This window comes from Phytopseudomonas straminea (genome assembly GCF_900112645.1).
Taxonomy (GTDB): Bacteria; Pseudomonadota; Gammaproteobacteria; order Pseudomonadales; family Pseudomonadaceae; genus Aquipseudomonas; species Aquipseudomonas straminea.
Map to the genome: position 1 here is coordinate 79,777 of NZ_FOMO01000011.1, position 12,781 is coordinate 92,557.

The 12,781-nt window shown below is 65.4% G+C and carries 10 protein-coding genes; 7 read left to right on the plus strand and 3 right to left on the minus strand.

Annotated features, from left to right (window positions below):
- Nucleotides 1–71 precede the first annotated feature (71 nt).
- From BM279_RS20660 to pcaC, 4 genes are read left to right on the plus strand one after another with little or no spacing between them, the layout of a single operon-like run.
- Nucleotides 72–1,385 carry an MFS family transporter gene (locus tag BM279_RS20660; protein ID WP_093506897.1) on the plus strand — a complete coding sequence of 438 codons (1,314 nt, stop codon included), beginning with the start codon at nucleotides 72–74 and terminating at the stop codon, nucleotides 1,383–1,385.
- A gap of 18 nt (nucleotides 1,386–1,403) precedes the next feature.
- Nucleotides 1,404–2,768, plus strand: a complete 1,365-nt coding sequence (locus BM279_RS20665) for a 3-carboxy-cis,cis-muconate cycloisomerase (RefSeq protein ID WP_093506899.1) — start codon at nucleotides 1,404–1,406, stop codon at nucleotides 2,766–2,768.
- A 25-nt stretch (nucleotides 2,769–2,793) separates the two neighbouring features.
- Nucleotides 2,794–3,585: a 3-oxoadipate enol-lactonase gene (gene pcaD, locus BM279_RS20670; RefSeq protein ID WP_093506901.1), complete on the plus strand. Its 792-nt coding sequence runs from the start codon at nucleotides 2,794–2,796 to the stop codon at nucleotides 3,583–3,585.
- Between the two features lie 58 nt (nucleotides 3,586–3,643).
- Nucleotides 3,644–4,042 (plus strand): 4-carboxymuconolactone decarboxylase, encoded by a 399-nt coding sequence (gene pcaC / locus BM279_RS20675; protein ID WP_027910639.1) that lies wholly within the window; start codon nucleotides 3,644–3,646, stop codon nucleotides 4,040–4,042.
- A 213-nt stretch (nucleotides 4,043–4,255) separates the two neighbouring features.
- On the opposite strand, the gene BM279_RS20680 is transcribed toward pcaC, so the two are convergent.
- Complete coding sequence (locus tag BM279_RS20680; RefSeq protein WP_093506904.1) at nucleotides 4,256–5,977, minus strand: FAD-dependent oxidoreductase; 1,722 nt, start codon at nucleotides 5,975–5,977, stop codon at nucleotides 4,256–4,258.
- A gap of 158 nt (nucleotides 5,978–6,135) precedes the next feature.
- Between BM279_RS20680 and BM279_RS20685 the strand changes: the two genes are divergently transcribed.
- On the plus strand, nucleotides 6,136–7,902 hold the full coding sequence (locus BM279_RS20685; RefSeq protein WP_093506906.1) for an ABC transporter transmembrane domain-containing protein: 1,767 nt from the start codon (nucleotides 6,136–6,138) through the stop codon (nucleotides 7,900–7,902).
- Nucleotides 7,903–8,100: 198 nt separating this feature from the next.
- On the opposite strand, the gene folE is transcribed toward BM279_RS20685, so the two are convergent.
- The gene (folE, locus tag BM279_RS20690) at nucleotides 8,101–8,664 is read right to left on the minus strand and encodes a GTP cyclohydrolase I FolE (protein ID WP_093506908.1); all 564 of its coding nucleotides are present in this window, start codon (nucleotides 8,662–8,664) and stop codon (nucleotides 8,101–8,103) included.
- Between the two features lie 177 nt (nucleotides 8,665–8,841).
- Complete coding sequence (gap, locus tag BM279_RS20695) at nucleotides 8,842–9,843, minus strand: type I glyceraldehyde-3-phosphate dehydrogenase (protein ID WP_093506910.1); 1,002 nt, start codon at nucleotides 9,841–9,843, stop codon at nucleotides 8,842–8,844.
- Between the two features lie 131 nt (nucleotides 9,844–9,974).
- Here gap and edd point away from each other — a divergent pair, with 131 nt between their 5' ends.
- Nucleotides 9,975–11,804, plus strand: a complete 1,830-nt coding sequence (gene edd, locus BM279_RS20700; RefSeq protein WP_093506912.1) for a phosphogluconate dehydratase — start codon at nucleotides 9,975–9,977, stop codon at nucleotides 11,802–11,804.
- Nucleotides 11,801–12,766 carry a glucokinase gene (locus tag BM279_RS20705; protein WP_093506914.1) on the plus strand — a complete coding sequence of 322 codons (966 nt, stop codon included), beginning with the start codon at nucleotides 11,801–11,803 and terminating at the stop codon, nucleotides 12,764–12,766. Before edd ends, BM279_RS20705 begins: the two co-directional genes overlap by 4 nt.
- Nucleotides 12,767–12,781: the final 15 nt, after the last annotated feature.

The window sequence follows — 12,781 nt, forward strand, 5'->3', positions numbered from 1 at the left end:
ATGACGAATCATTTGGTTACAGATGGGGTCGGAGTAGGGATCGTTCCGTTTCCTACCAGTGAGTATCCACAATGACTACTGATACCAGCACGGCGTACGAAGCCCCCAACTACAGCCCGGAAGAGCGCCGCAAGCGCATCTTCGCCATCGTTGGTGCCTCGTCGGGCAACCTGGTCGAATGGTTCGACTTTTACGTGTATGCCTTCTGCGCGATCTACTTCGCGCCGGCCTTTTTTCCTTCCGACGACCCCACCGTGCAGTTGCTCAATACCGCTGGCGTTTTCGCTGCCGGCTTTCTGATGCGGCCAATCGGCGGCTGGGTATTTGGCCGTGTGGCGGACAAATACGGCCGCAAGGTCTCGATGATGATCTCGGTGCTGATGATGTGCCTGGGCTCGTTGGCCATCGCCTGCCTGCCCACCTACAGCAGCATCGGCACCCTGGCGCCTGCGCTGCTGTTGCTGGCGCGGCTGTTCCAGGGCCTGTCGGTGGGTGGCGAGTATGGCACCACCGCCACCTACATGAGCGAAGTGGCGCTCAAGGGCCAACGCGGCTTTTACGCCTCGTTCCAGTACGTCACCCTGATTGGCGGCCAGTTGCTGGCCGTGCTGGTGGTGGTGATCCTGCAGCAGGCGCTCAGTGAAGACGAGCTGCGGGCCTGGGGCTGGCGCATCCCATTCGTGATCGGCGCCATGGCGGCAGTGGTGGCTTTCTATCTGCGTCGCTCGCTGGACGAAACCGCCAAGCAAGACCAGATCGGCAACAAGGAATCGGGCAGCGTCGCCTACCTGTTCAAGCACCACAAGGCCGCGTTCTTCACCGTGCTGGGCTACACCGCCGGTGGCTCGCTGATCTTCTACACCTTTACCACCTACATGCAGAAGTACCTGGTCAACTCGGCCGGCATGAGCGCCAAGACCGCCAGCGGCATCATGACCGGCGCACTGTTCCTGTTCATGCTCATGCAGCCGCTGTTCGGTGCGCTGTCCGACCGTATCGGGCGCCGCGCCTCGATGCTCTGGTTCGGCGCCCTCGGTGCGATCTGCACCTGGCCGATCCTGGCCTTGCTGCACACCGTGCAGAGCCCGGTGATGGCCTTTCTGCTGATCATCGCGGCGCTGGCCATCGTCAGCCTGTATACCTCGATCAGCGGTCTGGTGAAGGCCGAGATGTTCCCGCCGGAGGTGCGCGCCCTGGGCGTCGGCCTGGCTTACGCGGTGGCCAACGCATTGTTCGGCGGCTCGGCGGAATACGTTGCCCTGGGACTGAAATCCATCGGCATGGAACAGACCTTCTATTGGTACGTATCAGGCATGATGGTGCTGGCCTTTCTGGTCAGCCTGCGCCTGCCGCGCCAGGCCAGTTACCTGCACCACGATCATTGACCACGGAGTGTTCGCTGTATGAGTTCAAGGCCCGCTAGCCAGCTGTTCGATGCCTATTTCACGGGTGCGCCGATGCGCCAGGTGTTCAGCGATCAGGGGCGTGTGCAGGGCATGCTCGACTTCGAGGCAGCGCTGGCCCGGGCCGAAGCGGCGGCCGGGGTGATCCCGCAGGCGGTGGTCGCCGAGATCGAGGCGGCTTGCCGCGCCGAACTCTACGACTTCGACGCGTTGGCGGTGGCCATCGGCAGCGCTGGCAACTCGGCGATTCCGCTGGTCAAGGCGCTGGGCAAGCGTATCGCGGCGAGCAACCCCGAGGCCGAGCGCTACGTGCATCTGGGCGCCACCAGTCAGGACGCCATGGACAGCGGCCTGGTGCTGCAGCTGCGCGCGGCCATCGATCTGCTGGAAAAGGATCTGGACGCCCTGAGCAGACAACTGGCCACGCAGGCCCAGTGTCATGCGGCAACGCCCATGGCCGGGCGCACCTGGCTGCAGCATGCCACGCCGGTGACCCTGGGCATGAAGATCGCAGGCTGGCTGGGCGCCATCGATCGTCATCGCCAGCGCCTCGACGAAATCAAACCGCGCCTGCTGTGCCTGCAGTTCGGCGGCGCCTCGGGCAGCCTGGCCGCATTGGGTGACAAGGCCTGGCCGGTGGCCGGTGCGCTGGCCGCCGAACTGGACCTGCAACTGCCCGAGCAGCCCTGGCACACCCAGCGTGATCGCCTGGTCGAGTTCGCCAGCCTGCTCGGCCTGATCGCCGGCAGCCTGGGCAAGCTGGGCCGCGACCTCAGCCTGCTGATGCAGACCGAAGCCGGCGAGCTGTTCGAGCCCTCGGCGCCGGGCAAGGGCGGCTCCTCGACCATGCCGCACAAGCGCAACCCGGTGGGCGCGGCGGTGTTGATCGGCGCCGCCACCCGCGCGCCCGGGCTGGTCGCCACCATGTTCGCGGCCATGCCCCAAGAGCACGAGCGCAGCCTGGGGTTGTGGCACGCCGAGTGGGAGACGCTGCCGGAGCTATGCTGCCTGGTCTCCGGCGCCCTGCAGCAGGCGCTGATCCTGGTGCCGGGCCTGGAAGTGGACGCCGAGCGCATGGCCACCAACCTCGAATTGACCCGCGGCCTGGTGCTGGCCGAGGCGGTGAGCATCGCCCTGGCGCAACGCATCGGTCGTGACGCTGCCCACCATCTTGTCGAGCAATGCTGCAAGCAGGCGGTGAAGGAGGGGGCACACCTGCGCGCCGTACTCGACGCCAACGCCGAGGTCAGCGCCCAACTGTCCGCCGATGAGCTGGACCGCCTGCTCGATCCGGCCCATTACCTGGGCCAGGCGCAGCGCTGGGTCGATCGCGCCGTGGCCCTGCACCGCAGCGCGAATCACTGAACCGTTTTCCCGTTAGGAGATTGTCATGCCTGTCGTTTCCCTCGCCGATGGCGACCTGAACTACCTGCTAGAAGGCCCGGCCGACGCACCGGTGCTGGTGTTGTCCAATTCTCTGGGCACCAACCTGCACATGTGGGATGCGCAGATTCCGGCGTTCACCGAGCACTTCCGGGTGCTGCGTTATGACACCCGTGGCCATGGCCAGTCGCTGGTCACGCCGGGCTTCTACAGCATCGAGCAGAACGGCCGCGACGTGCTGGCACTGCTCGATGCCCTGAACATCGACAAGGTGCACTTCTGCGGTCTGTCCATGGGCGGGCTGATCGGCCAGTGGCTGGCGATCAACGCCGCCTCGCGCCTGGATCGCCTGGTGCTGTGCAACACCGGCGCCAAGATCGGCACCGACGAGGTGTGGAACACCCGCATCGACACCGTGCTCAAGGGTGGCGAGAAGGCCATGCGCGACCTGCGTGATGCCTCCATCGAGCGCTGGTTCACCGCGCCGTTCGCCAAGGCCCAGCCGGAGAAGGTCGAGCCGATCGTCACCATGCTGGCGCAGACCTCGCCCCAGGGCTATGCCGGTAACTGTGCAGCGGTGCGCGATGCCGACTACCGCGAGCAGATCGCCACGATCGACGTGCCGACCCTGATCGTATGCGGCACCGGTGATGCGGTGACCACGCCCGAACACGGTCGCTTCATGCAAGAGCGTATTCCGGGCGCCGAGCTGGTCGAGTTCGATGCTGCGCACCTGTCCAACGTGCAGGCTGGTGAACTGTTCACCAGGCGCGTGCTGAGCTTTCTGCAAACCAATTGAGCCTGCAGTGCGTGGGCGTCGTCGCACGCCCACGCCGTGAAGAGAAATGGAGCCACCGATGGACGAGAAACAACGCTACGACGCCGGCATGCAGGTGCGCCGTGCGGTGCTGGGCGATGCCCACGTCGACCGCAGCCTGGAAAAACTGACGCCGTTCAACGAAGAATTCCAGGAGATGATCACCCGCCACGCCTGGGGCGACATCTGGACGCGCCCGGGGTTGCCGCGCCACACCCGCAGCCTGATCACCATTGCCATGTTGATCGGCATGAACCGCGAGGGCGAGTTGAAGCTGCACCTCAAGGCCGCCAAGAACAACGGCGTGACCCGCGAGGAAATCAAGGAAGTGATCATGCAGAGCGCGATTTACTGCGGCATTCCGGCAGCCAACGCCACCTTCCACCTGGCCGAAGAGTTGTGGGACGAAGTCGGCGTCGAGTCGCTGAACAAGGCCTGACATCGTAGCGATCTGCAGAGCCCACCCAACAGACTGTGTGAAAACTACTGCGCTCGGTCATGCTGCGTAAAAAACCGGCTCGGATGCGAGTCCAATCAAAATGCTCATTTACAGCACGTAAACTGCGCTTTTTCGCCGGTTTTTGCCTTGCCTGACCGTCGCTCGCTACGTTTTCACACAGCTTGCCAAGCGGGGCTTTTTGTTGTCCGGCGATTACTCGTACTCACTGACGCCCGCCGCATGCCGGGCCGCGACGTAGCCGAAGGTCAGTGCCGGGCCCAGGTTGATGCCGCCTGAGGGATAGTGACCGCCGAACACGCTGGCCATGTCGCTGCCGGCGGCGTAGAGGCCAGGGATCGGCTGGCCATCGGCATCCAGCACCCGGGCGCTGCCGTCGGTCTTCAGGCCGGCGAAGGTGCCGAAACAGCCGGGCTGCACCTTCACCGCGTAGAACGGGCCATGCTCGATAGGCGCCACGCAGGGGTTGGCGCCAGGGTGCAGCGGGTCGCCTTGTTTGCGGTTGAAGGCGGTGCTGCCGCGGCCGAACTGCGGGTCTTCGCCGTTGCGGGCATGTTGGTTGAAAGTGGCCACCGTGCTCGCCAGGCCCATCGGGTCGATGCCGCAGTCGAGCGCCAGCTGCTCGATGGTCGCCGCACGTTTCAGGTAGCCGCTACGCAGCATCGCCCACAGTGGTACGGGCGCCGGGCGGGCGAAACCCAGGCCGTAGCGGCGCTGGAAGCGATGATCGCAGATCAGCCAGGAACACACCGGCTGGTCCTCGGGCACCTGTTCGACCATCGCCGCCACGTAGTCGTAGTAGCCGTGGGCTTCGTTGACGAAGCGCTTGCCGCTGGCCAGCACGCCGATGATGCCGGGCTTGCCGCGCTCGATGATGTGCGGGAAGTGGCCGATGCTGCCGTCGCGGTGCGGCACCCGGGACACCGGTGCCCAGGCGACCGGCGATTTCAGCCGGGTATCGACCTGGGCACCCAGCGCTTCGCCCAGGCGCAGGCCATCGCCGGAGCAGGCGGTTGGCGGCAGGGCCAGGTTGTCCGCGCCGCTGACATCGCGGGGAAACAGCTGCTGGCGCCGCCGCGGATCGTTGGGGAAACCGCCGGCCGCCAGCACCACGGCACGGGCACCGATGAAGTGCTCGCCGTCCGCACGGCGCAGCGTGGCGCCGCTGATACGGCCATCTTGCTGATGCAGGCTGATCACCGGTGCCGACTCGATCATCGTCACGCCCAGGTCGGCGGCCGAGCGGGCCAGCCGGGCCACCAGCGCGACGCCGTTGACCAGGTGCATGGCGCGGCCATAACGGGCCAGGTGATAGAGGTGGGCGGCGAAACGACGGGTCACGTGCCACAGCGCTCTCGGTGAGCGGGTCATGCTCAGGAAGGCGGCCAGGTCGGCGCCGGCCATGATCGGCATGCCCATGAACGAGGTTTCGCGCAGCGTCCTGCGCAGGCGCGGTAGCAGGTCGAGCACTTCGCGGCCGTCATAGGGCGCGGCGATCACCTGATGGCCGCCGGTGGCGGCGCCGGGCGTGTCGCCATGCATGTCGGGAATGCCGTTGCCGTCGGCGAACTGCAGGGCGGTGTGCCGTTCGAAGAACGCCACCATCTGCGGGCAGGCGTCGAGAAAGGCCCTGACCCGCGTTTCGTCGAAATGCTCGCCCAGCTCGTGGCGCAGGTAGGTGAGCGGCTGCTCGATGTCTTCCTGGATGCCGGCCCGCTGCGCCAGCGGGTTGCGCGGAACCCAGGCCCAACCTCCGGACCAGGCGGTGGCGCCGCCGAACACGGCGTCCTTTTCCACCAGCACCACGCGCTGGCCATGCCACGCTGCAGTCACCGCAGCGGCCAGCCCGGCGGCGCCCGAGCCGACCACCAGCAGGTCGCAGTGTTGGGGAAGTGGAGTGGTGGTGGCGGCGGGCATGGGCGCTCCTGGCGGCTTATGATTGTTTTTGGAATCGGGTTCCATATATTAAATGGAGCGCTGATCGCCGCCAAGCGCAGGGCCCCCGCTTGATGTTTGCGCCAATAGACCCCATCTGATGGGCTGTAACCCTCTCGCCATCAGCCTTCGAGCCCGCCATGAAATCGCTTTTGTCCGGTCGCCAGCGCGGTGCCCTGCGCACATCCTGGGCGTTTATCGCCCCTTATCGCGGTCGCGTGGTCGGTGCGCTGCTGGCGCTGCTGTTCACTGCTGCCATTACCTTGTCCATGGGGCAGGGCATCAAGCTGCTGGTCGATCAGGGCCTGGCCACTCAGTCGCCGGAAGCGCTGCGCCATTCGATACTGCTGTTCTTCGTGCTGGTGCTGGCCCTGGCGGTAGGTACCTACACGCGCTTCTACCTGGTGTCCTGGCTGGGCGAGCGGGTGGTGGCAGACATCCGCAAGCGCGTGTTCGATCACCTGGTCGGCCTGCACCCCGGCTTTTACGCCCACAACCGCGCCTCTGAGATCCAGTCGCGGCTGACCGCCGATACCACCTTGCTGCAGTCGGTCATCGGCTCGTCGCTGTCGATGGCGCTGCGCAACCTGATCATGCTGGTCGGCGGCATGATCCTGCTGGTGGTCACCAACCCCAAGCTCAGCGCCATCGTGCTGGCCGCGCTGCCGCTGGTGGTGGCGCCGATCCTGCTGTTCGGCCGCCGTGTGCGTGAGTTGTCGCGGCAGAGCCAGGATCGCATCGCCGATGTCGGCAGCTACGTCAGCGAAGTGCTCGGGCAGATCAAGACAGTGCAGGCTTACAACCATCAGGCCGAAGACCGCCGGCGCTTCGGCCTGTCCGCCGAGGCGGCGTTCGACACTGCCCGCAAGCGCGTCGCCCAGCGTGCCTGGCTGATCACCGTGGTCATCGTGCTGGTGCTCGGCGCTGTGGGCGTGATGCTCTGGGTCGGCGGCATGGATGTGATCGCCGGGCGCATCAGCGGCGGTGAGCTGGCGGCATTCGTGTTCTACAGCCTGATCGTCGGCTCGTCGTTCGGCACCCTCAGCGAGGTGATCGGCGAGCTGCAACGCGCCGCTGGCGCCGCCGAGCGCATCAGCGAACTGCTCAGTGCGCGCAACGAGATCCATGCGCCGCTCGACGGCGCGCTGGTTGCGGCCCGGCCCGCGGAGGGCCGTATCGAAGTGCAGGATTTGTCCTTCGCCTACCCGACGCGCCCCGACAGCCTGGCGCTGCAAGACATCACCCTGGCGGTGGAACCGGGCGAAACCCTGGCCATCGTCGGCCCGTCCGGAGCCGGCAAGTCGACGCTGTTCGACCTGCTGCTGCGCTTCTACGATCCGCTACGGGGGCGCATCCTGATCGACGGCCTGCCCATCGAGCGCCTCGACCCGCACGCCCTGCGCGAGAACTTCGCGCTGGTTTCCCAGCACCCGGCGCTGTTCTTCGGCAGCGTGGCCGACAACATTCGCTACGGGCACCCGGACGCCAGCGATGCCGAGGTGCAGGCTGCTGCCCGCGCGGCCCATGCCCATGAATTCATCGCGCGCTTGCCCCAGGGTTATCAGACCCATCTGGGCGATGCCGGCCTGGGGCTTTCCGGCGGCCAACGGCAGCGCCTGGCGATTGCCCGCGCCTTGCTGGTGGATGCACCGATCCTGCTGCTCGACGAAGCCACCAGTGCCCTGGACGCCGAGAGCGAGCACCTGATCCAGCAGGCACTGCCGGAGCTGATGCGTGGCCGCACTACCCTGGTGATCGCCCACCGCCTGGCCACGGTGAAGAGTGCCGACCGCATCGCGGTCTTCGATCAGGGGCAGTTGGTAGCGTTAGGCAAACATGCCGAACTGGTCGCCAGCAATCCGCTCTATGCGCGGTTGGCCGAGTTGCAGTTTGTGGAGAAGAGCTAGGGGCAGTGCGCCGGTATTGGTGTTGAGTGTGTGGTGGGGCGGTGAAGCGTGACCCACCCTACAGGCTGTCGGCGTGCGGTGGTTCTGTGGGAAGGGGGCGGGGCGCCCTGTGAGTCGTGGGCATGGCCCGCATCCCACAGATGCAACATTCTTCAGATCACTTCAATTTCGAGATGACGAGTTGAGAGCAAGTCAGTCTCAGCCGTTGACCAGACTCAGAAACTCGCTGCGGGTCGCGGCGTTCTCGCGAAATTCGCCGAGCATCACCGAGGTGACCATGGAGGAGTTCTGCTTCTCCACGCCGCGCATCATCATGCACATGTGCTTGGCTTCGATGACCACCGCCACGCCCAGGGCGCCCGTGACTTGCTGGACGGCTTCGGCGATCTGTCGGCTCAGGCTTTCCTGGATCTGCAGGCGGCGGGCGTACATGTCGACGATGCGCGCGACCTTGGACAGGCCCAGCACCTTGCCGCTGGGAATGTAGGCGACGTGGGCCTTGCCGATGAAGGGCAGCAGGTGGTGCTCGCACAGCGAATACAGCTCGATATCCTTGACCACCACCATCTCGCTGGCGTCGGAGCTGAACAGTGCACCGTTGGTGACTTCTTCCAAGGTCTTCTGGTAGCCATTGCACAGGTACTGCATGGCCTTGGCGGCGCGCTTGGGCGTGTCGAGCAGGCCTTCGCGGGAAACGTCTTCGCCGAGCTGGCCGAGAATTTCGGTGTAGTGCTGTTCGAGGGTGTTGCGGCTAGAGTCCATGCGGCTTCCAGTGGTTTGCGGATATCGATTAGCGGCTGCCTGGCGCCAACGCCAGCGCGTTTGCCGCGGCATCAAGCTCGGCTTGGTGGGCGAGGCGGGCAGCAATTGTAATCCGCTCGCAGCGATTTACCGAGCCTTTATGCCGCTCGGTGCATCGCTGCGTCTGTCAGCGTAGGTTTACTTGACGGCGTGGGCAGCCAGGCAGGTATCGAGCATGCGGTTGGAAAAACCCCATTCGTTGTCGTACCAGGCCAACACTTTCACCAGGCGGCCATTCACCTTGGTGTGGTTGGCATCGAAGATCGACGACAGCGGATTGTGGTTGAAGTCGCACGACACCAGCGGCAGCGCGTTGTAGCCCAGCACCGGGGATTTCTCCGCCGCAGCCTTGAGCAGGGCGTTGATTTCCTCGACGCTGGTATCGCGCTGCACCTGAATGGTCAGGTCGACCAGCGACACGTTGATCACCGGCACGCGCACCGCCATGCCGGTCAGGCGACCGGCCAGTTCCGGCAGCACCAGGCCCACCGCTTCGGCAGCGCCGGTCTTGGTGGGGATCATCGACTGGGTGGCCGAGCGCGCGCGGAACAGGTCGCTGTGGTACACGTCGGAAAGGTTCTGGTCATTGGTGTAGGCGTGGATGGTGGTCATCAGCCCGCTTTCGATGCCCAGCTCGCGCTGCAGCACCTGGGCCACCGGCGCCAGGCAGTTGGTGGTGCACGAGGCGTTGGAGATGATCTGCTGCTCGGCGCGCAGGCTGCCTTCGTTGACCCCGTAGACGATGGTCGCATCGGCACCCTTGGCTGGCGCGGAGATGATCACCTTGCGCGCGCCGGCAGTCAGGTGGGCGGCTGCCTTTTCGCGATCAGTGAACAGACCGGTGCATTCGAACACCACGTCGACGTCCAGATCCTTCCAGGGAAGTTCGGCAGGATTACGGATCGTGCTGACCGCGATGCGGTCACCATTGATAAGCAGGTTCTGCCCGTCGACCTCGACGTCGGCATCGAAGATGCCGTGTACGCTGTCGTACTTGAGCAAATGAGCGTTGATGGCGCTGTCGCCCAGGTCATTGATGGCGACGACTTGCAGCTTTTCGCGATAGTTCTGGGTATAGAGTGCCCGCAGCACGTTACGGCCGATGCGGCCGAATCCATTGATGGCAATTCGTATAGTCATGAGCTTAGATCCTGATTTGTTGTTTTAAAAACAAGATTATGCTCATGAAAGTAGAAATCAAGCGTTTTAGCTGTCAATATTTTGATAAAAATACAATTCGAAGTGCTACCTGTTAGCCCGGAGTCGACACCATGCATCCCCGCATCCTTGAGGTAACCGACCGTCTGATCGCCCGCAGCCGCGCCACCCGCGAGCGCTACCTGGCGCAGATGGCCGCCGCCGACAGCCAGGGCCCGCACCGCGGCGCGCTGCAATGCGCCAACTTCGCCCACGGTGTAGCCGGTTGTGGTTCGGCCGAAGACAAGCAGCGCCTGCGGCTGATGAACGAGGCCAACGTCGGCATCGTCACCGCCTACAACGACATGCTGTCCGCCCACCAGCCTTATGAACATTATCCGGAATTGATCAAGCAGGCCTTGCGCCAGGTCGGCTCCGTGGGCCAGGTGGCCGGCGGCGTACCGGCGATGTGCGACGGCGTGACCCAAGGCGAGCCGGGCATGGAGCTGAGCCTGGCCAGCCGCGAAGTGATCGCCATGTCCACCGCCGTGGCGCTGTCGCACAACATGTTCGATGCGGCGATGCTGCTGGGCATCTGCGACAAGATCGTGCCGGGGCTGATGATCGGTGCGCTGCGTTTCGGCCATCTGCCGATGATCTTCGTACCGGGCGGGCCGATGCCCTCGGGCATTCCCAACAAGGAAAAGGCCGAGGTCCGCCAGCTCTATGCCGAAGGCAAGGCGACACGCGAGCAACTGCTCGAGTCGGAGATGAAGTCCTACCACAGCCCGGGTACCTGCACCTTCTACGGCACTGCCAACACCAATCAGGTGGTGATGGAAATCATGGGCCTGCATCTGCCGGGCTCGTCGTTCGTCAACCCGTACACGCCGCTGCGTGACGCGCTGACCACCGAGGCCGCCCGCCAGGTGGTGCGCCTCACGCGGCAAGGCGGCGAGTACACGCCGCTGTGTCGGATCATCGACGAGAAGGCCATCGTCAACTCGGTGGTGGCCCTCAACGCCACCGGCGGTTCGACCAACCACACGCTGCATATTCCGGCCTTCGCGCGGGCTGCCGGCATCCAGCTGACCTGGCAGGACATGGCCGATCTCTCCGCCGTCACCCCGACCCTGGCCAAGGTCTACCCCAACGGCCAGGCCGACGTGAACCACTTCCATGCCTGTGGCGGCGTGCCGTTCATGGTGCGCACGCTGCTCGAAGCCGGCCTGCTGCACGAAGACGTCTACACCGTCGCCGGGCCTGGCCTGTCGCGCTATACCCAGGAGCCGTTCCTCGATGGCGAGCGGCTGGTCTGGCGCCAGGGCCCGGAGCAGAGCCTGGATCGCAACATCCTGCGCAGCGTGCCGGAGGCGTTCTCACCCGAAGGCGGGCTGCGCGTGCTGACCGGCAATCTCGGCAACGGCGTGGCCAAGGTGTCGGCCGTGGCGCCGGAGCATCAAGTGGTCGAAGCGCCGGCCCGTGTCTTCGAAACCCAGGTCGAGCTGGCCGAAGCCTTCAAGGCCGGCGAGCTGGAGCGCGACTTCGTCGCAGTGGTGCGCTTTCAGGGGCCGAAGGCCAACGGCATGCCCGAACTGCACAAGCTCACGCCGTACCTGGGTATCCTTCAGGATCGCGGTTTCAAGGTGGCGCTGGTTACCGATGGACGCATGTCCGGCGCGTCGGGCAAGGTGCCAGCGGCCATTCACGTCAGCCCCGAGGCCTGGGATGGAGGCCCGCTGGCGCGGGTGCGCGACGGCGATCTGATTCGCGTCGACGGCGTGACCGGCCACTTGCAGGTGCTGGTCGACGACATCGCCTGGAACGCCCGCGAGATCACGCCGCGTCCGCAAGGCACCGGCGTCGGCTGTGGCCGCGAGCTGTTCGCCTTCATGCGCGCCGCGTTCAGCCCCGCGGAAGAGGGCGCCAGCGCCTTCACCTCCGAACTGGATTCGCTGCGATGAGCCTGGCGCTGGTGGGCGACATCGGCGGTACCAATGCGCGTTTCGCCTTGTGGCGTGACGGTGGCCTGCATGGCGTGCGGGTATCGGCGACTGCCGATCACGCCACCGTCGAGCAGGCCATCGCCGCTTACCTGGCGGCTGAAGGCCTGGCGCTCGGCGACGTAGAGACCATCTGTCTGGCCTGCGCCGGACCAGTGGAAATCGATCCGTTCCGCTTCACCAACAACGCCTGGCGCATCGACCGCCAGGCGTTCTGCGCCGAACTGCAGGTGCGCGAGCTGCTGCTGCTCAACGATTTTTCCGCCATGGCCCTGGGCATGACCTGCCTGCAGGACGATGAATACGTCAACGTCTGCCCGGGCGAGGCGCAGCCGGGGCGCCCGGCGGTGGTGATCGGTGCCGGCACCGGCCTGGGCGTCGGCACCTTGCTGAGCCTGCCCGATGGCAGCTGGCATGCGTTGCCGGGTGAGGGTGGCCACGTCGACCTGCCGGTGGGCAGCAATCGCGAGGCGCTGATCTGGCAGGCGCTGCATCGCCAGCTCGGCCATGTCAGCGCCGAGGCTGGTGCGCTCAGCGGTAATGGTCTGCTGGCGCTTTATCGCGCGACCTGCGCAGTGGATGGTCAGCAGGCCTCGCTGCAAAGCGCCGCGCAGGTCACCCGCGCAGCGCTTGACGGCGAGCCGCTGGCGGTTGGCGTGCTGGAACAGTTCTGCTGCCTGCTGGGCCGGGTTGCCGGCAATAACGTGCTGACCGTTGGCGGCCGCGGCGGCGTGTATATCGCCGGCGGTATGGTGCCGCGCTTCGCCGATTTCTTCATGGCCAGCGGGTTCTCCCGTAGCCTGCGCGACAAGGGCTGCATGAGCGATTACTTCGACGGCCTGCCGGTATGGCTGGTAACCGCGCCTTACCCGGGGCTGGTCGGCGCGGGCGTGGCGGTGGAGCAACATCTGCAGAGGAACTAGCGCCCACAACGTTCT